General features: G+C 60.1%; 17 protein-coding genes. 11 read left to right on the top strand and 6 right to left on the bottom strand.

Annotation, left to right across the window (positions count from 1 at the left end):
* Positions 1 to 73 precede the first annotated feature (73 nt).
* The 6 genes from xerD to AC3ITA_RS23505 all read left to right on the top strand — a co-directional run bounded on the left by xerD (position 74) and on the right by AC3ITA_RS23505 (position 6,698).
* A complete protein-coding gene (gene xerD / locus AC3ITA_RS23530; RefSeq protein WP_150672391.1) occupies positions 74 to 970 on the top strand; it encodes a site-specific tyrosine recombinase XerD in 897 nt (298 codons plus the stop codon).
* A 159-nt stretch (positions 971 to 1,129) separates the two neighbouring features.
* Complete coding sequence (gene dsbC, locus AC3ITA_RS23525; protein WP_095943815.1) at positions 1,130 to 1,861, top strand: bifunctional protein-disulfide isomerase/oxidoreductase DsbC; 732 nt, start codon at positions 1,130 to 1,132, stop codon at positions 1,859 to 1,861.
* A gap of 133 nt (positions 1,862 to 1,994) precedes the next feature.
* Positions 1,995 to 3,299 (top strand): homoserine dehydrogenase, encoded by a 1,305-nt coding sequence (locus AC3ITA_RS23520; RefSeq protein ID WP_053155104.1) that lies wholly within the window; start codon positions 1,995 to 1,997, stop codon positions 3,297 to 3,299.
* Between the two features lie 66 nt (positions 3,300 to 3,365).
* Positions 3,366 to 4,775 carry a threonine synthase gene (gene thrC / locus AC3ITA_RS23515; protein WP_056726157.1) on the top strand — a complete coding sequence of 470 codons (1,410 nt, stop codon included), beginning with the start codon at positions 3,366 to 3,368 and terminating at the stop codon, positions 4,773 to 4,775.
* 118 nt (positions 4,776 to 4,893) lie between these two features.
* Positions 4,894 to 6,249: a transporter substrate-binding domain-containing protein gene (locus tag AC3ITA_RS23510; protein WP_414929404.1), complete on the top strand. Its 1,356-nt coding sequence runs from the start codon at positions 4,894 to 4,896 to the stop codon at positions 6,247 to 6,249.
* Positions 6,250 to 6,410: 161 nt separating this feature from the next.
* The gene (locus tag AC3ITA_RS23505) at positions 6,411 to 6,698 is read left to right on the top strand and encodes a DUF3509 domain-containing protein (RefSeq protein WP_095943818.1); all 288 of its coding nucleotides are present in this window, start codon (positions 6,411 to 6,413) and stop codon (positions 6,696 to 6,698) included.
* Between the two features lie 169 nt (positions 6,699 to 6,867).
* Here AC3ITA_RS23505 and AC3ITA_RS23500 read toward each other — a convergent pair whose 3' ends face one another.
* Together AC3ITA_RS23500 and AC3ITA_RS23495 are read right to left on the bottom strand one after the other, a co-directional pair.
* On the bottom strand, positions 6,868 to 7,836 hold the full coding sequence (locus tag AC3ITA_RS23500; protein ID WP_489278469.1) for a TIGR02285 family protein: 969 nt from the start codon (positions 7,834 to 7,836) through the stop codon (positions 6,868 to 6,870).
* Positions 7,790 to 8,989: a CaiB/BaiF CoA transferase family protein gene (locus AC3ITA_RS23495; RefSeq protein WP_095943820.1), complete on the bottom strand. Its 1,200-nt coding sequence runs from the start codon at positions 8,987 to 8,989 to the stop codon at positions 7,790 to 7,792. The genes AC3ITA_RS23500 and AC3ITA_RS23495 overlap by 47 nt, the downstream gene beginning before the upstream one ends.
* A 146-nt stretch (positions 8,990 to 9,135) precedes the next feature.
* On the opposite strand from AC3ITA_RS23495, the gene AC3ITA_RS23490 reads away from it, so the two are divergent.
* The 3 genes from AC3ITA_RS23490 to AC3ITA_RS23480 all read left to right on the top strand — a co-directional run bounded on the left by AC3ITA_RS23490 (position 9,136) and on the right by AC3ITA_RS23480 (position 12,833).
* Positions 9,136 to 9,678, top strand: a complete 543-nt coding sequence (locus AC3ITA_RS23490) for a YaeQ family protein (protein WP_095943821.1) — start codon at positions 9,136 to 9,138, stop codon at positions 9,676 to 9,678.
* 66 nt (positions 9,679 to 9,744) lie between these two features.
* Complete coding sequence (gene recJ, locus AC3ITA_RS23485; RefSeq protein WP_150672386.1) at positions 9,745 to 11,454, top strand: single-stranded-DNA-specific exonuclease RecJ; 1,710 nt, start codon at positions 9,745 to 9,747, stop codon at positions 11,452 to 11,454.
* Positions 11,455 to 11,726: 272 nt separating this feature from the next.
* Complete coding sequence (locus AC3ITA_RS23480; RefSeq protein WP_150672385.1) at positions 11,727 to 12,833, top strand: NADH:flavin oxidoreductase/NADH oxidase; 1,107 nt, start codon at positions 11,727 to 11,729, stop codon at positions 12,831 to 12,833.
* A 67-nt stretch (positions 12,834 to 12,900) separates the two neighbouring features.
* On the opposite strand, the gene glpD is transcribed toward AC3ITA_RS23480, so the two are convergent.
* From glpD to AC3ITA_RS23460, 4 genes are all read right to left on the bottom strand, one after another.
* A complete protein-coding gene (glpD, locus tag AC3ITA_RS23475) occupies positions 12,901 to 14,439 on the bottom strand; it encodes a glycerol-3-phosphate dehydrogenase (RefSeq protein ID WP_095943866.1) in 1,539 nt (512 codons plus the stop codon).
* Between the two features lie 299 nt (positions 14,440 to 14,738).
* Entirely contained in the window at positions 14,739 to 15,494 is a 756-nt protein-coding gene (locus tag AC3ITA_RS23470) for a DeoR/GlpR family transcriptional regulator (protein ID WP_489278466.1), read from the bottom strand.
* A gap of 95 nt (positions 15,495 to 15,589) precedes the next feature.
* Entirely contained in the window at positions 15,590 to 17,095 is a 1,506-nt protein-coding gene (gene glpK / locus AC3ITA_RS23465; RefSeq protein WP_095943824.1) for a glycerol kinase GlpK, read from the bottom strand.
* Positions 17,096 to 17,169: 74 nt separating this feature from the next.
* Complete coding sequence (locus AC3ITA_RS23460; protein WP_414929407.1) at positions 17,170 to 18,021, bottom strand: MIP/aquaporin family protein; 852 nt, start codon at positions 18,019 to 18,021, stop codon at positions 17,170 to 17,172.
* 348 nt (positions 18,022 to 18,369) lie between these two features.
* Between AC3ITA_RS23460 and ybaK the strand changes: the two genes are divergently transcribed.
* Both ybaK and AC3ITA_RS23450 read left to right on the top strand, forming a co-directional pair.
* The gene (ybaK, locus tag AC3ITA_RS23455; protein ID WP_007971306.1) at positions 18,370 to 18,840 is read left to right on the top strand and encodes a Cys-tRNA(Pro) deacylase; all 471 of its coding nucleotides are present in this window, start codon (positions 18,370 to 18,372) and stop codon (positions 18,838 to 18,840) included.
* 106 nt (positions 18,841 to 18,946) lie between these two features.
* Positions 18,947 to 19,729, top strand: coding sequence for a PhzF family phenazine biosynthesis protein (locus AC3ITA_RS23450; RefSeq protein WP_489278464.1), 783 nt, complete (start codon positions 18,947 to 18,949; stop codon positions 19,727 to 19,729).
* The last annotated feature ends 22 nt before the right edge of the window (positions 19,730 to 19,751 follow it).

Below are 19,751 nucleotides of genomic sequence, written 5' to 3'. Positions count from 1 at the left end.
AAAGACTAGCGGCCGTTTCCATGTCCAATTTTAATTTTGTGCGCGGCCTCCAGGCTGCGTGATTCGAGTGCCCATGCCTGCCATCGATCACCCGCTGATAGACCAATTCCTCGACGCCCTGTGGCTGGAGAAAGGCCTTTCCGATAACACCCGCGATGCCTATCGCAGTGACCTGGCGCTGTTCAACGGCTGGCTACAGGACAAAGGACTGGAGTTGGTCAATGCCGGGCGCGAGTTGATACTCGACCACCTGGCCTGGCGCCTGGAGCAAAACTACAAGCCTCGTTCCACGGCGCGATTTCTCTCGGGTGTGCGTGGCTTCTATCGCTATCTGTTGCGGGAAAAGATGATTGCCGTCGATCCAACGCTACGGATTGATATGCCGCAACTCGGCAGGCCGCTGCCAAAGTCCCTGTCCGAGACCGATGTGGAAGCCTTGCTGAAGGCACCTGATTTGAGCGAGCCCATTGGCCAGCGCGACCGGGCCATGCTTGAAGTGCTGTACGCCTGTGGCTTGCGGGTGACCGAGCTGATCAGCCTCACCCTGGAGCAAGTCAATTTGCGTCAAGGCGTGTTGCGAGTGATGGGCAAGGGCAGCAAGGAGCGGCTGGTGCCGATGGGCGAGGAGGCGATTGTCTGGGTCGAGCGCTACATGCGTGATGCCCGCGGCGAACTGCTTGGCGGGCGTCCCAGCGATGTGTTGTTCCCGAGCCAGCGTGGCGAGCAGATGACCCGCCAGACCTTCTGGCACCGGATCAAGCACCAGGCCAAGGTGGCCGGGATCGGCAAGTCGCTGTCGCCCCACACCTTGCGCCACGCCTTCGCCACGCACCTGCTCAACCACGGCGCAGACCTGCGGGTGGTGCAGATGCTGCTGGGGCACAGCGATTTGTCGACGACGCAGATCTATACCCATGTTGCCAGGGCACGGTTGCAGGACCTGCATGCCAAACACCATCCCAGAGGTTGATGCAGAACCTGTGGGAGCCACAAATGTCTTGCATCAGGTGCATTCGGCCATGCGGACCTTATGTGATAGGCTGGGCCGGTTTGCACGATGGGCGGTTATGACCCGGTGTTTCGGCACGGGCGTTCTGATCGTCCCATATGTTCGCCTTCAGGAGTTCTCATGCGTCTGACCCAGATTTTCGCCGCCGCAGCCATTGCGTTGGTCAGCACCTTTGCCGTCGCCGATGACGCGGCCGACAAAGCCATTCGTAAAAGCCTGGAAAACCTCCAGCTCGAAGTGCCGGTAGAGACCATCACCGCCAGCCCGTTGCCAGGCCTGTATGAAGTCAAACTCAAGGGCAGCCGTGTGCTGTACGCCAGCGCCGACGGCCAGTACGTGGTCCAGGGCTACCTGTTCGATCTCAAGGACGGCAAGCCGGTCAACCTGACCGAGAAGACCGAACGCCTGGGCATCTCCAGGCTGATCAACGCCATCCCGGTTGCCGAAACCGTCGTCTACCCGGCCATTGGCGAAACCAAGTCGCACATCACCGTATTCACCGACACCACCTGCCCGTATTGCCACAAGCTGCACGCCGAAGTACCTGAGCTGAACAAGCGCGGCATCGAAGTGCGCTACGTCGCGTTCCCGCGCCAGGGCCTGGGCTCGCCGGGTGACGAGCAACTGCAAGCGGTGTGGTGCTCGAAAGACAAGAAAGCGGCCATGGACAAAATGGTCGACGGCAAGGAAATCAAGGCCGCCAAGTGCGATAACCCGGTTTCCAAACAGTTCGCCCTCGGTCAGTCCATCGGCGTGAACGGCACACCGGCCATCGTTTTGGCCGACGGTCAGGTCATTCCGGGCTACCAGCCTGCGCCACAAGTCGCCAAACTGGCGCTGGGCGCGAAGTAAATTCGCATCGTCACGGCAAGCCTTGACGATCATGGTCCGGCAGCGACATTCGCCGGGCCATCAATAGAGAGCCGCGAACATGCGGTTGTTTTCACGGCCGGCCTCGAGTCGGCCGTTTTATGGGGAGTTCACAGTGAAACCGGTCAAAGTAGGCATCTGTGGGTTAGGAACCGTCGGTGGCGGTACCTTCAACGTACTTCAGCGTAACGCCGAGGAAATTGCTCGTCGTGCCGGGCGTGGGATCGAAGTGGCACAAATTGCCATGCGCACGCCAAAGCCTCAGTTCCAAACGACCGGTATTGCGATTACCAACGATGTCTTCGAAGTGGCCACGAACCCTGAGATCGACATCGTTATAGAGCTGATGGGCGGCTACACCGTTGCCCGCGAGCTGGTACTCAAGGCCATCGAGAATGGCAAGCATGTGGTCACCGCGAACAAGGCGCTTATCGCCGTTCACGGTAATGAAATTTTCGCCAAGGCCCGCGAGAAGGGCGTGATCGTTGCGTTCGAAGCGGCGGTGGCCGGTGGCATCCCGGTGATCAAGGCGATCCGCGAAGGCCTGTCCGCCAACCGCATCAACTGGGTGGCCGGCATCATCAACGGCACCGGCAACTTCATCCTGACGGAAATGCGCGAGAAGGGTCGCACCTTCGAAGACGTTTTGGCCGAAGCCCAGGCACTGGGTTACGCCGAAGCCGATCCGACCTTCGACGTCGAGGGTATCGACGCCGCCCACAAGCTGACGATCCTGGCGTCCATCGCGTTCGGTATTCCGCTGCAGTTCGACAAGGCCTACACCGAAGGCATCACCAGGCTGACCACCGCCGACGTGAACTACGCCGAAGCGCTGGGCTACCGCATCAAGCACCTGGGCGTGGCGCGCAGCACCGCGGCCGGTATCGAACTGCGCGTGCACCCGACGCTGATCCCGGCCGATCGTCTGATCGCCAACGTCAACGGCGTGATGAACGCGGTGATGGTCAACGGCGATGCTGCCGGTTCGACCCTGTTCTACGGCGCCGGCGCCGGCATGGAGCCGACCGCTTCGTCGGTGATCGCCGATTTGGTGGACGTGGTTCGCGCCATGACTTCCGACCCGGAAAACCGCGTGCCACACCTGGCGTTCCAGCCGGATTCGCTGTCGGCTCACCCGATCCTGCCGATCGAAGCCTGCGAAAGCGCCTACTACCTGCGCATCCAGGCCAAGGACCATCCGGGCGTATTGGCTCAGGTCGCGAGCATCCTCTCGGAGCGCGGCATCAACATCGAGTCGATCATGCAGAAGGAAGCCGAGGAGCACGACGGCCTGGTGCCGATGATCCTGCTGACCCACCGCGTGCTGGAACAGCACATCAACGATGCCATCGCTGCGTTGGAAGCCCTGGCGGGTGTGGTCGGTCCGGTCGTACGGATCCGTGTCGAGCACCTGAACTAAGCCGATATCGTTGACCGGGCTCGCTTGCGGGCCCGGCACTACGAACACTGTCCATTGGAGTCAGTCATGCGTTACATCAGTACCCGCGGCCAGGCACCGGCCCTGAATTTCGAAGACGTCCTGCTGGCAGGCCTTGCCACCGACGGCGGTCTGTACGTCCCGGAAAACCTGCCACGTTTTACCCAGGAAGAAATCGCTTCCTGGGCCGGCCTGCCGTATCACGAGCTGGCCTTCCGCGTCATGCGCCCGTTCGTCACCGGCAGCATTCCGGATGCCGATTTCAAGAAGATTCTGGAAGAAACCTACGGCGTATTCGCCCACAGCGCCGTTGCGCCGCTGCGTCAGCTGAACGGCAACGAATGGGTGCTGGAGCTGTTCCACGGCCCGACCCTGGCGTTCAAGGACTTCGCCCTGCAACTGCTCGGTCGTTTGCTCGACTACGTGCTGGAAAAGCGCGGCGAGCGCGTGGTTATCGTGGGTGCCACCTCCGGTGATACCGGTTCGGCCGCCATCGAAGGCTGCAAGCACTGCGAAAACGTCGACATCTTCATCCTGCATCCGCACAACCGGGTGTCCGAAGTGCAGCGTCGGCAGATGACCACCATCTTCGGTGAGAACATCCACAACATCGCCATCGAAGGCAACTTCGATGACTGCCAGGAAATGGTCAAGGCGAGCTTCGCTGACCAGGGCTTCCTCAAGGGCACTCGCCTGGTCGCCGTGAACTCGATCAACTGGGCGCGGATCATGGCCCAGATCGTTTACTACTTCCACGCGGCCCTGCAACTGGGCGGCCCGGCGCGTTCGGTGTCGTTCTCGGTGCCGACCGGCAACTTCGGCGACATCTTCGCCGGTTACCTGGCGCGCAACATGGGCCTGCCGATCAACCAGTTGATCGTCGCCACCAATCGCAACGACATCCTGCACCGCTTCATGAGCGGCAACCAGTACGTCAAGGAAACCCTGCACGCCACGCTGTCGCCGTCCATGGACATCATGGTGTCGTCGAACTTCGAACGCCTGCTGTTCGACCTGCACGGTCGCAATGGCGCGGCAATCGCCGGGCTGATGGACTCGTTCAAGCAGGGCGGCGGCTTCAGCGTCGAGCAAGAGCGCTGGACCGAAGCCCGCAAGTTGTTCGACTCGCTGGCCGTGGATGACGCGCAAACCTGCGAAACCATCGCCGAAGTCTACGAGCAGACTGGCGAAGTGCTGGATCCGCACACGGCCATCGGCGTGAAAGCTGCGCGGGAATGCCGTCGCAGCCTGGACATTCCAATGGTGATCCTGGGCACCGCCCACCCGGTCAAATTCCCGGACGCCGTGGAAAAAGCCGGTGTAGGAAAAGCTCTCGAGCTGCCGGTACATCTTTCTGATTTGTTTGAGCGAGACGAACGTTGCACCGTATTGCCAAATGACCTGAAGGCCGTGCAGGCCTTTGTCAGCAAGCATGGCAACCGCGGCAAGCCGCTGTAACCTTCAGCGCTGTAACATTTTGAAGCCCGTCTCCTGACGGGCTTTTTCATTTCTGCATGCACACTTGTCGTGTTATCGCCGCGAAGGGACTGGCGAGTGGATCACCAAGGACGTGGGAATGCTGTTTACAAGTGTGTTCAAGCCAGTTGTGCGCTGGCTGTTTTTATTCGGCATGCTGGGAATCGCCGAATGGGGAGGGGCGAACCCTGCATCTATTCCGGAACGCGGGATGTCTACCCCCCGCACAAAGGTCGTGCTGAATGACCAGGAGTTGCAATGGATGGCCAGCCATCCACGGGTCGTGGTCACGGCACTGGAATACCCGTTGTACCTGTTCAAGGATGAACATGGCCAATGGACGGGCTTGAACAGTGACCTGCTCAAGCGCATCAGTGACATGACGGGGTTGCGGTTCGTTTACCAGGAGTCTTTTTCCACCGATCAGATGCTGGCCCATCTGGAAAGCGGCACCGCGGATTTGAGTACGACCCTGGCGATGAATGACGAGCGAAAGGCGTTTCTCGATTTCAGCCATGCGTTCGGCGGTGCAGGATGGGTCTTTGTCGGGCAGGCCGGGGCACCGCCGGTGCAGTCGCTGGAGGATATGGCGAAGCGGGTGCTGGTGCTGCCGACCCGGCATGCACTGGAAGCGATGGTGCGTCGCAATTACCCGTCCATCGAGTTGCGTTCGGTTAAAACCTATGCCGAAGCCCGTGCCTGGGTGGAAAGCGGCGAAGCCTACGCCACCCTCGAAAGCGAAATCGGCGCCCAGCTTATTCCGTCGGGTCGGCTACAGATCGGCGCCGTGGTGCCGGGCAAATGGGATGCGGATTATCTGGCGGTGCGCAAAGGCCAGCCGCAGCTGCTGAGTATCCTCAACAAAGCGCTTGAGGCGTTTCCTGAACAGGAGTTGCGCGACCTTCGCCGGAAGTGGTTCGGCGGCGCTGCCGTGCCACAGGCGCCGGGCCTCTGGCAGCGGATCGACCAGTGGGTTTGCTGGGGCGTGTTGGTGGTCAGCCTGTTCGGGCTGTTGTCCCTGCTCTGGAATCGGCGGTTGGCGGTGGTGGTCAGGCAACGGGGCGAGGCCCAAAGCAGCCTGCGCGATCAGCTCGCCTTCCAGCACGCCCTGATGGATGCCATGCCTGACCCGATGTTTGTCCGTGATCTGCAAGGGCGCTTGATCATGTGCAACAAAAGTTATGAGGACGCCTTGTCGATGCGCTTTGACCAGATGCAGGGGCGGCAGTTGATCGAGGTCGACGCCATGCCCAGACAAACCGCGGAACTGCTGCATGCCGAGTACATGGCGCAATTGAGTACACGCAGGACGCGCTTTTTCGAGCGTCAATTGATGTTCAAGGACGGTGCCAGGGATATCTACCAGTGGACAGTGCCGTTTTATACGGCCGATGGCCAGCTACGAGGATTGTTGGGGGGCTGGGCCGATATCGCCCGGCGCACCCGACAGACGTGATGGTGGCGTTTTTTCTCTGTCATGTTCGCCGTGCATGCTCACTTGACTGGGTTGCAGGTTCGCCTGCGGTCAGTATCCAGAACTTTCTTCTCGGGCCAGCGGTCATTTGTTGCAGGCCTGCCCCAGGCACGTTGTTTTTGGACTATTGAGTGGTGATCGGGATGGAAAGTATCAGTCTGTTGCTCGGTGAGGCGCTGAGCCCGTATCAGGTTACGTTGACCCCGTCGGGCATTCGTGGCGAATGCCGGGTGACCCTGAAGAATGCTATCGGCGCGACCGTGGTCGAGCGCGAGTTCAATCAGACCCAGTTGAACGACAAACGCCTGCTGACGGATGTGGTCGACGGTTTGCATCGCGACGTGCTGATCGCTGAAGGACGCCTTGAGCCTTGTGTCATCGCGGCATTGCGTAATGCGGCGCAGGACAAGTTGTTGGCCAGCCGCAATTGAACGGATTTTTGTGGGAACCTTCCCGCGCCCAGGTCAGTCAGACTTTGTAACAGCAGGATCAAGCATTGTGCTCCGGTGCTTGTAGCTTGCTGCTACTGGTCTGCAAACAGACCACGTTTAACCCCGAGTCGTCTCCCCACTTCTCGGGGTTTCTTTTGCCCGGGATTTGTCAGGGTTGCGCCAGGTTGTCGAAAAACGCCTTGGTGTCTTTCAGGTAATCGCTGCGACTCTTCGGATCCAGCCAGGCGGCGTAGGCCTCGTCAAGACGTTCACGGGGAAGGGTGCGCAGCACCTGGTTGATCTCGACAATGGCCTGCCGGCCCTTTGGTGTGTCAGTGCAACCGATGTAACCGGACAGGTATTTGCCTGTGCCACGGATCGGATAGAACTGCAATTCATCCTCGGCAATGCCTTGCAGCGAGGCCTGGTAGCGAATTTCCGGGCGATAGCCCAACAGCAGGCGCAAGCGACCCAGGCGCTGCATCTGCAGCAGGCTGCCCAAGGCATCATTACCGTAATGAGCGGTCAGCGCGTCGGCTGGCGCTTGCTTGAGCAGTGCGTCGAGGTATTCGCCATAATTGCGCTCGGCAATGACCCCCAGTTTTTCATTGCCGCTGGCGAGCAGCGCTGCGAGGTCCACTTCGCCGTCCTTGATAAAGGGCGCCAGTACTTTCTGGTCGACGCGCCGCACGGCCAGGCCATTGCTCATGGCGCGGAAGACCGGGATGGAAAAGGCGATCCACTGTTCCCGTTCCTTGCTCCAGTTCAGCGCTGCGTCGCAGACGAGGGACGGCTCGTGGAGCATTTGCAGTCCACGTGCGCGATTGACCCTCATCACGTTGTGTTGGTATTGCGGCATGCCGGCAATCAACAGTGGAAGCAGTTGATCGATAACGCCCTGGCCCTTTTTCGGCCCGTCGAAGATTGTCAGCGGCGGCAGGTCGCGCTTGAGCCAGATCAGGGTTTCCCTGGTTTGCGCCAGAGCTGAGGGGACCGGTTCAAGGAGCAGGAGCGAAATCGCCAGTACACACAGCCACCACCCGCCCCGTGACGGGCAGTGCCCAACGACCCATGCAGGCAGGCGCCTCAGTTCAGATGGCTCCGTCTTTGCGCAACTGTGCGATCTGCGTCGCGTCATAGCCAAGTTCCTGGAGTACCTGTGTGTTGTGCTCACCCAGTTGTGGCCCGACCCATTCACATTCCCCGGGTGTCTCTGAGAGTTTCGGCACAATGCCCGGCATCTTGAAGTCTTTGCCGTCCGGCAGCTTGGCTTGAAGGAACATTTCCCGTGCCAGGTATTGAGGGTCATTGAACATGTCTTCGGCGCTGAAGATCCGGCTGGCCGGCACTTCGGCCTGATTGAGCTGCGCCAGCACCCTGTCCAGCGGCAACGAATTGACCCAGCGATCGATGACGCCATAAATCTCGTCGCGTCGGGCATCGCGGCCATCGTTGCTGGCAAGCTGGAGGTCGTTGGCCAGGTCTTCCCGGCCAATGATCAGCATGAAGCGTTTGAAGATCGCGTCGCCATTGGCGCCGATCTGCACGTGCTTGCCATCGGCGCTGGTGTGGATCGAGGACGGGGTGATGCCGGGCATGATATTGCCCGTGCGTTCGCGGATGAAGCCGAACACGTCGAACTCCGGGACCATGCTTTCCATCATCGCGAAGATGGCTTCGTACAGCGCTACGTCCACCACTTGCCCCTGGCCGCCGTTGACTTCGCGATGACGCAGGGCCATCAACGCGCCAATCACGCCCCAGAGCGCGGCAATCGAGTCGCCGATGGAAATGCCGGTGCGCACCGGAGGCCGGTCTTCGAAACCGGTGATGTAGCGCAGGCCCCCCATGGACTCACCGACCGCGCCAAAGCCGGGCTGATCTTTCATCGGGCCGGTCTGGCCGAATCCCGAAAGCCGCACCATGACCAGTTTCGGGTTCAGGGCGTGCAGGACGTCCCAGCCCAGGCCGAGTTTTTCCAGGACGCCGGGACGAAAGTTCTCGATCAGAATGTCGGCTTCAGCCAGCAGCTGTTTCAGGATCGCCTGGCCGTCGGGATGCTTGAGGTTGAGGGTCAGGGACTTTTTATTGCGGGCCTGGACGAACCACCACAATGAAGTGCCTTCATACAGCTTGCGCCATTTTCGCAACGGATCACCGCCGTCCGGGGATTCGATCTTGATCACATCGGCACCGAATTCCGCGCAAATGCGCGAGGCAAACGGGCCGGCAATCAAGGTGCCCAATTCGATGACTTTCAGACCGGAAAGCGGTTTGGCGGTGAGCGGCATGCTGGATCCTGTGGGGCAAAGGTGAGCGGATAGAGCGTTTTAACATAGCCGACTGTCAGACGCTCCCGCTTGATTGTGTTCAATTCGTGGATTGCCCGTCGCATCGGTTAGACTTGCCGCCTTTCCTCGTATCAAGAAGCCCGTTCATGGCCCAGCCGTCCACGACCTACAAGTTTGAACTGAACCTCACCGACCTTGACCGCAGCGTCTATGAGAGCGTGAAGCAGACCATCGCCCGTCACCCTTCGGAAACCGAAGAGCGCATGACCGTGCGCCTGCTGGCCTATGCCCTCTGGTACAACGAGCAGTTGTCTTTTGGCCGTGGTCTGTCGGAAGTGGATGAGCCGGCCTTGTGGGAAAAAAGCCTGGATGACCGCGTGCTGCACTGGATCGAAGTCGGCCAGCCGGATGCCGAGCGCCTGACCTGGTGCTCGCGCCGCACCGAGCGCACCAGCCTGCTGGCTTACGGCAGCCTGCGAGTCTGGGAAACCAAAGTGATTCCGGCGATCAAGAACCTGAAAAACGTTCACATCGCCGCCGTGCCCCAAGAAGTGCTGGAAACCCTGGCCAAGGACATGCCCCGCGTTATCAAGTGGGACGTGATGATCAGCGAAGGCACGATTTTCGTCACCGACGACCGTGGTCAGCACGAAGTCCAGTTGCAATGGCTGAGCGGTGAACGCGGCTGATTTTTCGCCGCTGCCCCGCGTCACCCGGTTTTATCCTACGTATTGAAGAGAAGCATCTTTCACCCCATGCGCATCGAACCTCGCCTGCTGCCCGACACCCTGCCATTCCTCGGTGATATTCCGCCGCTGTTGACCCGCCTTTACGCGGCTCGGGGCGTGCAGTCCGAGGCGGAACTGGACAAGAGCCTGGCGCGGTTGATTCCGTTCCAGCAACTCAAGGGCATCGATGCCGCCGTGGATCTGCTGGTGACTGCGCTCGAACAGCGTCAGCGCATTCTGATCGTTGGCGACTTCGATGCCGACGGCGCGACGGCCAGTACCGTGGGCACGCTGGGTCTGCGTTTGCTGGGTGCGGCACATGTCGATTACCTGGTGCCCAACCGATTCGACTACGGCTATGGCCTGACACCGGAAATCGTCGCAGTGGCGCTTGAGCGTCAGCCGCATTTGCTGATCACCGTCGACAACGGCATCTCCAGCGTCGAAGGCGTGGCAGCGGCGAAAAAGGCTGGACTCAAGGTGCTCGTCACCGACCACCACTTGCCCGGCGACGAGCTGCCGCTGGCCGATGCCATCGTCAATCCGAACCAGCCCGGTTGCGAATTTCCGAGCAAGGCACTGGCCGGTGTCGGGGTAATTTTCTATGTGCTGATGGCCCTGCGTGCGCGGTTGCGCGAGCTGGGTTGGTACACAAGCAAGCCGCAGCCGAATATCGGCGAACTGCTCGATCTGGTGGCTCTGGGCAGTGTGGCCGACGTGGTACCGCTGGATGCCAACAACCGGATTCTGGTGCATCAGGGCCTGGAACGGATTCGTGCCGGACGTGCCCGGCCGGGGATCAAGGCGATTCTCGAAGTGGCCAAGCGTGACCATGCGCGCATCACCTCCACCGATCTGGGTTTCATTGTCGGCCCGCGCCTGAACGCGGCGGGGCGTCTGGATGACATGAGCCTGGGCATCGAATGCCTGCTGACCGAAGACGCAGGTCTGGCCCGTGAGATGGCGGCGCAACTGGACGGCATGAACCAGGATCGCAAATCCATCGAGCAAGGCATGCAGCGCGAAGCGCTGGCGCAGCTCAAGGATTTGCCGGTGGAGTCGATGCCGTTCGGCTTGTGCCTGTTCGATCCCGAGTGGCATCAGGGCGTCATCGGTATCCTCGCGTCACGGATGAAAGAGCGCTACTTCCGCCCGACCATCGCCTTTGCCGATGCCGGGGATGGCCTGCTCAAGGGCTCGGGGCGTTCGGTCCAGGGCTTTCACATTCGCGATGCCTTGAGTGTGGTGGCGGCGCAGCACCCGAATCTGATCACCAAATACGGTGGCCACGCGATGGCGGCCGGCCTGACGCTGCCGGAAGCGAATTTCCCCTTGTTCGCCGAAGCCTTTGACGCTGAAGTGCGCCGGCAGATGCGCGAAGAAGACCTGACTGGCCGCCTGTTGTCGGACGGCACCCTGGCGGTGGAGGAGTTCCACCTGGAGCTGGCCCGTGCCCTGCGGCATGCCGGCCCTTGGGGGCAACACTTCCCGGAACCCTTGTTTCATGGGGTATTCCAGTTGGTCGAGCAGCGTGTCGTTGGCGAGCGACACCTTAAAGTCGTGCTCAAAAGTGAATGTGGCTCGGTAAAGCTCGACGGCATTGCCTTCGGGATCGACCGGGACATCTGGCCGAATCCGACCATCAAGTGGGTGGAACTGGCCTACAAGCTCGACCTCAACGAGTTTCGCGGCAACGAGACGGTCCAGCTGATGATTGCCCACATCGAACCGCGTTGACCCCCTGTAGGAGCGAGCTCGCTCGCGATGGGCGTGAACGATGGCGCTGGGGACCTGACACCCCGCGGTGTCCTGTCGTCCATCGCGAGCTCGCTCCTACAAGGGGGCGACATCCCCCGATGTCGACTAGGCTCTAAACACTGCTTGATTTTGGCCTTGTGACGTTTTGTCGAATTTTTTGCCCGCGGGGGCGGGTGTTGTACCTTTTTCCTGTCACTCGTCGACTATTCAAACAGAACCTGGAGCCTGCCCACTGATTCGAGAGGTGCCCCATGAGTCTGCTGCTTGAACCCTTTACCCTTCGCCAATTGACCCTGCCCAACCGCATCGCGGTATCGCCGATGTGCCAATACTCCAGCGCCGATGGCCTGGCCAATGACTGGCATCTGGTCCACCTCGGCAGCCGCGCTGTCGGCGGGGCCGGGCTGGTGTTTACCGAAGCCACGGCGGTCACCGCCGACGGGCGTATCACGGCCGAGGACCTCGGTCTGTGGAATGACCAACAGATCGAACCCCTGCAACGCATCACCCGCTTCATCACCGCTCAGGGCGCCGTTGCCGGCATCCAGCTGGCCCATGCCGGGCGCAAGGCGAGCACCTACCGGCCGTGGCTCGGAAAACATGGCAGCGTCAAGCCCGAGGAGGGCGGCTGGGTGCCGGTCGGCCCTTCACCGATTGCATTCGATCCACAGCACACCCAGCCCAGGCAACTCGATGATGGCGAGATCGCCAAGGTCATCCAGGCCTTTGTCGATGCGGCAAAGCGCTCACTGACGGCCGGTTTCAAAGTGGTCGAAGTGCACGCGGCCCATGGTTACCTGCTGCATCAGTTTCTGTCGCCGTTGAGCAATCAGCGTCGCGATCAATATGGCGGTTCGTTTGAAAATCGCATTCGGCTGGTGCTGCAGGTCACCGAAGCGGTGCGTGCGGTGTGGCCTGAAGAGTTGCCGGTGTTTGTCCGGGTCTCGGCCACCGACTGGGTGGAGGACGGCTGGAACCCCGATGAAACGGTGGAACTGGCACGCCGTCTCAAAGCCCTGGGGGTCGACCTGATCGACGTCTCGTCGGGCGGGACGGCGGTGAATGCCGAGATTCCCACAGGGCCGGGTTACCAGACCCGCTTCGCCGAGCGTGTGCGCAAGGAGTCGGGCATGGCCACCGGCACGGTCGGCATGATCACCGAGCCGGCCCAGGCCGAGCACATCCTGCGCACCTGTCAGGCGGACATCATTTTCCTCGCTCGTGAATTGTTGCGCGACCCGTATTGGGCGCTGCACGCGGATGACGACTTGGGCGGGCACAAGGCCGTGTGGCCGGCGCAGTATCAGCGGGCGACTCACCGTGAGCAGCCCATTCATGAATCGGATTTGCGCGACTGAAATCCTTCGATACGAAAAAGCCCCTGAATCGTGAGATTCAGGGGCTTTTGTATATGCCGGTGATCGATCAGGCGGCTTCGATCTTGCTGCGGTTCTGTTCGACCTTGTTCAGGTAATCCTTGAGCTTTTCCTGTTCCGCCACCGTCGTGAACAAACCGAGCTTGCTGCGACGCCAGAGGATGTCGTGGGCGCTGGTGGCCCATTCTTCGCTGCACAGATAATCGACTTCTCGGGTGTAGAGACCGCCGCCGATGTGCTCGCCCATATCGCTGAGGTTCTGTACGCCTTCGAGCATGCGCCAGGTACGGCTACCGTAGGTGGTGGCCCAGCGGCGCGCGATCTCGCTCGGCACCCAGTCGAATTTGTCGCGGATACGCGAGCTCAAGGCTTGCGGGGTGGTCATGTCTTCACCGCCCGGTAGCGTGGCGCTGGCGGTCCAGCTTGGCTGGATGTGCTTGAAGTAGGGTGCCAGTTGCGCCAGCGCCGACTCGGCCAGTTTGCGATAGGTGGTGAGCTTGCCGCCGAATACCGACAGCAACGGAGCTTCTTCGCCGGTGCCGGACAGCGCCAGGGTGTAGTCGCGGGTCACGGCCGACGGGTTGTCGGATTCGTCGTTGCACAGCGGGCGCACACCGGAATAGCTGTGCAGGATGTCGTCGCGGCCGATTTGCTTTTTGAAATGGGCGTTGACCACGTTCAACAGGTAATCGGTTTCGCCATCGGTAATTGCCACTTTCGCCGGATCGCCGGTGTACTCGCGGTCGGTGGTGCCGATCAGGGTGAAGTGATTCAGATACGGAATGGTGAACACGATGCGCTGATCTTCGTTTTGCAGGATGTGCGCGTGTTCGCCTTCGTACAGTTTTGGCACGATCAGGTGGCTGCCCTGGATCAGGCGGATGCCGTATGGCGATTCCATCTTCAAGTCATCGCGAATGAACCTGGCGACCCATGGCCCGGCCGCATTGACCAATGCCTTGGCGCGGATCGAAAACAGGCTGCCATCGGCGCGTTCCAGGTGCAGGTGCCACAAACCCTTGGCGCGGCGCGCGCTGACGCAGCGGGTCTGGGTGTGAACGTGGGCGCCTTTTTCCCGGGCGGTCATGGCGTTCAATACCACCAGGCGTGCGTCGTCGACCCAGCAATCGGAGTATTCGAAACCCTTGGTGATCTCGCTTTTGAGCGCGCTGTCGGGGCCGAACTTCAGGCTTTTCGAGCCTTGCAGTTGCTCGCGCTTGCCCAGGTTGTCATAGAGGAACAGACCGGCGCGGATCATCCATGCCGGGCGCAGGTGCGGGCGGTGCGGCAACACGAAACGCATTTGCTTGACGATGTGCGGAGCCTTGGCCAACAGCACTTCACGTTCGGCCAGGGCTTCACGCACCAGGCGGAATTCGTAATGTTCGAGGTAGCGCAGGCCGCCGTGGATCAGCTTGCTACTGGCCGATGAGGTATGGCTGGCCAGGTCGTCCTTTTCGCAAAGGAACACCGACAGGCCGCGGCCGGCGGCATCCGCTGCGATCCCCACGCCATTGATCCCGCCACCGATGACGGCGATATCGTAGACCTCGGCGAGAGGGGGCGTAGGCAAGGTGGAAGTGGGCATCGGCACGGCCTCGGAATTTTTTGATGTTCTGTATTTGAATTCGAACATTAATGTTCATTTGCGAAAATACTAGCCCATAAAGACACGCACAGCCAGTCAGCTTCGATTGAAAATACTCATCGAAGGGCCGTTAAAGGAAAATTTACGAACATTTTGTTGTGCATTGATGACCGCCATCGCAAGCAAGCTCGCTCCCACAAGGGGTGGAGTCGGTCACAAATCTTGTGCACGCCATCAATCACTGTGGGAGCGAGCTTGCTCGCGATGGCGCCAATACAGACGCCGAAGAAGTGGGGGGCTTAAACGACTTCCAGCCGAACCTTGTGCTGGTTCAACAACTGAGCCAGCGCCGGGGAAGGCTGCTGATCGGTGACCAGGCAATCGACCAGGCTTATCGGCCCCAGGCGAATCATGGCGTTGCGCCCGAACTTGCTGGAGTCGGCCGCGAGGATCACTTGCCGGGCATTGGCGATGATCGCCTGGGATACCCTCACTTCCTGATAATCGAAGTCCAGCAGGCTGCCGTCCTCATCGATGCCGCTGATGCCGACCAGGGCGAAGTCGACCTTGAACTGATTGATGAAATCGACACTGGCCTGACCCACCACGCCACCATCGCGCCGCACGTTGCCGCCGGTCAGCAGGACATCGAAATCGTCCTTGGCGCTGAGTATGGAGGCGACGTGCAGGTTGTTGGTGATGATTTTCAGGTGACTGTGGTTGAGCAGTGCCCGGGCAATGGATTCGGTGGTCGTGCCGATGTTGATGAACAACGAGGCATGGTCGGGAATCTGCGCGGCAATGGCTTCGCCGATACGCTGTTTCTCATCGCGCATCTGATCGGCGCGCATGGCGTAGGCGGTGTTTTCAACGCTGGAGTCGTAAGCCGCGCCGCCATGGTAGCGACGCAACAAATTGGCTTCCGCGAGCTGATTGATGTCGCGGCGAATGGTCTGCGGGGTTACTACGAACAGAGTGGCCATTTCCTCGATGCTGACATAGCCGCGCTCGCGGACCAGTTCGAGGATTTGCTGCTGACGGGGAGGCAGATTCATGGGGCGTCCTTTGGGCTGCCGTGCAAAATTTGCCCATGATGCCGCAGGAATCCGCTCCCGACCAGTTACATACAGATACGAGCTTGCGTCCGGGCTTATTCAGCCTCGTCTTCAGCCGCCCAATCGCGGGTACGACTGACCGCTTTTTTCCACCCTGCGTAGAGTTTTTCCTTCGCCGTTTCATCGAGCGTCGGTTCGAACTGGCGCTCGATCACGGCCTTGCCGCGCAACTCTTCCAGGCTGCCCCAGAAGCCACAGGCCAGGCCTGCCAGGTAAGCTGCGCCCAGTGCCGTGGTTTCGCGCATTTGCGGACGCTCGACCTGTGTGCCGAGGATGTCGGCCTGGAACTGCATGAGGAAGTTGTTGGCCACCGCGCCGCCATCCACGCGCAGGGCCTTGAGGCGTTCGCCGGAGTCCTGCTGCATGGCGTCGAGTACGTCGCGGGTCTGGTAGGCAATCGACTCCAGCGCGGCACGAATGATGTGATCCACGCGTACGCCGCGGGTCAGGCCAAACAGTGCGCCACGGGCGTACGGGTCCCAGTAGGGAGCGCCAAGACCGGTAAAGGCCGGCACCAGGTACACACCGTTGCTGTCCTTGACCTTGTTGGCGAAGTATTCGGTGTCGTGGGCGTCGTTGATGATTTTCAGCTCGTCACGCAGCCACTGCACGGTAGAACCGCCGTTGAACACAGCGCCTTCCAGTGCGTAGGCCACTTCGCCACGTGGGCCGCAAGCGATGGTGGTGAGCATGCCGTGTTGGGATTTCACGGCTTTGTCGCCGGTGTTCATCAACAGGAAGCAGCCAGTGCCGTAAGTGTTTTTCGCCTGGCCTGGTTCGACGCACATCTGGCCGAACAGGGCGGCTTGCTGGTCGCCAGCGATGCCGCCGATGGCGATGCCGCTTTTGGTACGGCCATAAATTTCCGAGGACGATTTAACTTCCGGCAGCATTTCGCGCGGAATATCCAGCACCTCCAGCATCTTCGCGTCCCACTCCAGGGTGTGGATGTTGAAGAGCATGGTGCGCGAAGCGTTGGTGTAGTCGGTGACATGCACCTTGCCGCCGGTAAATTTCCAGATCAGCCAGCTGTCGACGGTGCCGAACAACAGTTCACCGTTGCGCGCGCGCTCGCGGCTGCCTTCGACGTTGTCGAGGATCCACTTGAGCTTGGTGCCGGAGAAATACGGGTCGGTGACCAGGCCGGTGGTGTCGCTGATGTATTGCTCGTGGCCATCGCGCTTGAGCTGCTGGCAGATCTCGGTGCTGCGTCGGCACTGCCAGACGATGGCGTTGTAGATCGGGCGGCCGGTGTTCTTGTCCCAGACCACGGTGGTTTCGCGCTGGTTGGTGATGCCGATGGCCGCCACCTGGTCGTGGTGCAGGCCGGCTTGCGCCAGGGCCTCGACCATCACGGCGCTTTGGGTAGCGAAGATTTCCATCGGGTCGTGTTCGACCCAGCCGGCTTGCGGGTAATGCTGCGCGAACTCCCGTTGGGCGGTGCAGACCACGTTCGCGTCGCGGTCGAAAATGATCGCGCGGGAGCTGGTCGTACCCTGATCGAGGGCAATGATGTAGTTCTTATTCTGTGTGTCGGTCATGTCGATTGCCTTGGACGAAATAAGGGAGTGAGGTCTGGCGCGCGATCAAAGGGCAGGGGCACGCGCCAACGGTATCAAGAAGTTCTGGGTTTGCCGTCAATGGCAGCTGTTGCATCCTTTGTAGCAGGTACGGCGCTGGGCAGATGGCGGGCAATCAACCCACGATAGGCTGCAGCACCGAGGCAGGCACCGACAATCGGTGCAAAAACAGGAATCAGGAAATACGGAATATCGCGTCCGCCGGTGAAGGAAATTTCACCCCAGCCAGCGAAGAAAGTCATCAGTTTAGGGCCGAAGTCTCGCGCAGGGTTCATGGCAAAACCGGTCAGTGGTCCCATCGAACTGCCGATCACCGCAATCAGCAGGCCGATCAGCAGCGGTGCCAGCGGGCCTTTTGGCAGACCATTGTTGTCATCGGTCAGGGACATGATCACGCCCATCAGGATGGCCGTGATGATCACCTCGACCAGAAATGCCTGGGCGGTGGTCAGCACAGGATTCGGGAAGGTGGAGAACACGGAGGCCAACTCAAGGCTGGCTTGAGTGCCGCGAACCATGTGGTGCGTTTGTTCGAATTCGAAGAATAGATTGCTGTAGAGCGTGTAAACCAACAGCGCTCCACAGAAGGCACCCGCCACTTGGGCGAATACGTAGAAAGGCAATTTACGTTTTTCGAAGTCCGCGAAAATGCTCAGGGCAATGCTGACGGCAGGGTTCAGATGAGCCCCGGAAACCCCGGCGGTAAGGTAGATCGCCATGCTGACGCCGACGCCCCAGATAATGCTGATTTCCCACAAGCCAAAACTGGCACCCGCGACCTTGAGCGCGGCAACGCAACCTGTACCGAAAAAGATCAGCAGCGCCGTACCCAGAAACTCGGCCATGCATTGGCTCGAGAGCGACGGTTGTTGTAAAGCAGTTGTCATTGAAACCTCATTTTTTTTGTTGTCTGGCGCTTTTTTCCATCATGGTCGGAGCGCGTTTTTCGCCGAGGCAGGATCCCCATCCTGATCGCGGTTTACTGCTGGGTGCAGCGGTAGGACGTTTCGTGCAGTTTCAGAAACGAAAAAATATAGACAAGAAACGCTGCTGTCAAAGGTCGAAAGTGAACCGTCGGTCACAAAAAAACTATTCGTTGCATGAATGAATTAGTTGCTGCGCAATTGGATGGCCAGGCATTGGCGTTATGGATGCGCCGCCGTAGAGCCTTTTAACGGTCAATGTCCTAGAATCGGGCGCAGTATTTTTCTTCTGCCGCCCAGTCTGGAGCTGTCATGACCCCCGCATTGGATTTGTTGAAAAAGGTTCGGGCCGAACATCGCGTACACAGTTACGAACATGACCCCAAGGCCGCTTCCTATGGGTTGGAAGCGGCGGAAAAACTCGGGCTCGATCCGGCGCAGGTGTTCAAGACCTTGCTGGCGGCCAGCGAGAAGGGCGAGTTGCTGGTGGCCGTGGTGCCGGTTGTCGGCAGCCTGGACTTGAAAGGGCTGGCCCACGCCGCGGGCGTGAAAAAGGTCGAAATGGCCGACCCGGCTGCAGCGCAGCGCTCTACTGGCTATCTGTTGGGTGGGATCAGTCCGCTGGGGCAGAAAAAGCGTTTGCGTACCTTCATTGATAATTCGGCTCAGCCCTTCGCCAGCATTTTTGTCAGTGCGGGCCGACGTGGGCTGGAAGTCGAACTGGCACCGGCGGTGCTGGCCGAACACACCCAGGCGAAGTTTGCCGATATCGGCCGTGCGTGAGCTTCGAAGCAGGTGCAGCGCTGTATGGTGAAAATCAGTCGGCTCTGTCACTGGTGCCGGCTGAGCCAGCGCGGCATGCTCGGTGGTCTGACAAAGGGAGAAGGTTATGCAGCTTGAGTTTCATCAGGTCGACGCGTTCAGCAATCAGCCATTCAGCGGCAATCCGGCGATGGTCTATCGGCTCGATACATGGCTCGCCGATGAGTTGATGCAAAAGATTGCCGCCGAGCACAACCTCGCCGAAACGGCATTTGTCGTGCGTGAAGGGCAGGGCTGGCACATCCGCTGGTTTACGCCGACCACCGAGGTGCCATTGTGCGGTCACGCGACGCTGGCCAGCGCCTATGTACTGTTTGAGATCTATAAGGAGCCTGTCGAACGACTGGACTTCACCTGCAAGTCCGGCCCGTTGAGCGTAACCCGTGAAGGTGGCCGCCTGTGGCTGGATTTCCCGTCGATCACTGCGTCGCCGGTGAACCTGATCCCGGACATCGAGCGTGCACTGGGTGTGAAGGTTGTCGAGGTACTGGGTTCAAATGAGCTGTTCGTGGTGCTGGAGTCGGAGCAAGCCGTGCTCGACTGCCAACCGGACATGGTGGCCCTGGCGAAACTGCCATGGCTGGGCGCGATCGTGACGGCGCGGGGCGAACAACACGATTTCGTTTCCCGCTACTTCGCCCCGGCAATCGGCATCAACGAAGATCCGGTCACCGGATCGACCCATTGCCTTCTGATTCCGTACTGGTCAAAGCAATTGGGCAAGTCGAGCCTGACGGCTTTCCAGCGTTCGGCGCGGGGTGGGGAATTGTTCTGTCGGCTGGAAGGGGAGCGGGTGAAAATCGGCGGCAATGCGATGCTCGTAGCAAGCGGAACGCTGATGCTGGGCTAACGCAAACCCACTGTAGGAGCGA

The sequence above is a fragment of the Pseudomonas sp. GL_090 genome (assembly GCF_057837765.1).
Note: the sequence above shows the minus strand (reverse complement) of the source record. Positions and strands in the feature narration are given on the sequence as shown.

Excerpts from the sequence above, each read along its gene's own strand:
- xerD (WP_150672391.1), top strand. The coding sequence starts at position 74 with ATGCCTGCCATCGATCACCCGCTGATAGACCAATTCCTCGACGCCCTG.
- dsbC (WP_095943815.1), top strand. The coding sequence starts at position 1,130 with ATGCGTCTGACCCAGATTTTCGCCGCCGCAGCCATTGCGTTGGTCAGC.
- thrC (WP_056726157.1), top strand. The coding sequence starts at position 3,366 with ATGCGTTACATCAGTACCCGCGGCCAGGCACCGGCCCTGAATTTCGAA.
- AC3ITA_RS23510 (WP_414929404.1), top strand. The coding sequence starts at position 4,894 with ATGCTGTTTACAAGTGTGTTCAAGCCAGTTGTGCGCTGGCTGTTTTTA.
- AC3ITA_RS23505 (WP_095943818.1), top strand. The coding sequence starts at position 6,411 with ATGGAAAGTATCAGTCTGTTGCTCGGTGAGGCGCTGAGCCCGTATCAG.
- AC3ITA_RS23500 (WP_489278469.1), bottom strand. The coding sequence starts at position 7,836 with ATGACGCGACGCAGATCGCACAGTTGCGCAAAGACGGAGCCATCTGAA.
- AC3ITA_RS23495 (WP_095943820.1), bottom strand. The coding sequence starts at position 8,989 with ATGCCGCTCACCGCCAAACCGCTTTCCGGTCTGAAAGTCATCGAATTG.
- AC3ITA_RS23490 (WP_095943821.1), top strand. The coding sequence starts at position 9,136 with ATGGCCCAGCCGTCCACGACCTACAAGTTTGAACTGAACCTCACCGAC.
- recJ (WP_150672386.1), top strand. The coding sequence starts at position 9,745 with ATGCGCATCGAACCTCGCCTGCTGCCCGACACCCTGCCATTCCTCGGT.
- AC3ITA_RS23480 (WP_150672385.1), top strand. The coding sequence starts at position 11,727 with ATGAGTCTGCTGCTTGAACCCTTTACCCTTCGCCAATTGACCCTGCCC.
- glpD (WP_095943866.1), bottom strand. The coding sequence starts at position 14,439 with ATGCCCACTTCCACCTTGCCTACGCCCCCTCTCGCCGAGGTCTACGAT.
- AC3ITA_RS23470 (WP_489278466.1), bottom strand. The coding sequence starts at position 15,494 with ATGAATCTGCCTCCCCGTCAGCAGCAAATCCTCGAACTGGTCCGCGAG.
- glpK (WP_095943824.1), bottom strand. The coding sequence starts at position 17,095 with ATGACCGACACACAGAATAAGAACTACATCATTGCCCTCGATCAGGGT.
- AC3ITA_RS23460 (WP_414929407.1), bottom strand. The coding sequence starts at position 18,021 with ATGACAACTGCTTTACAACAACCGTCGCTCTCGAGCCAATGCATGGCC.
- ybaK (WP_007971306.1), top strand. The coding sequence starts at position 18,370 with ATGACCCCCGCATTGGATTTGTTGAAAAAGGTTCGGGCCGAACATCGC.
- AC3ITA_RS23450 (WP_489278464.1), top strand. The coding sequence starts at position 18,947 with ATGCAGCTTGAGTTTCATCAGGTCGACGCGTTCAGCAATCAGCCATTC.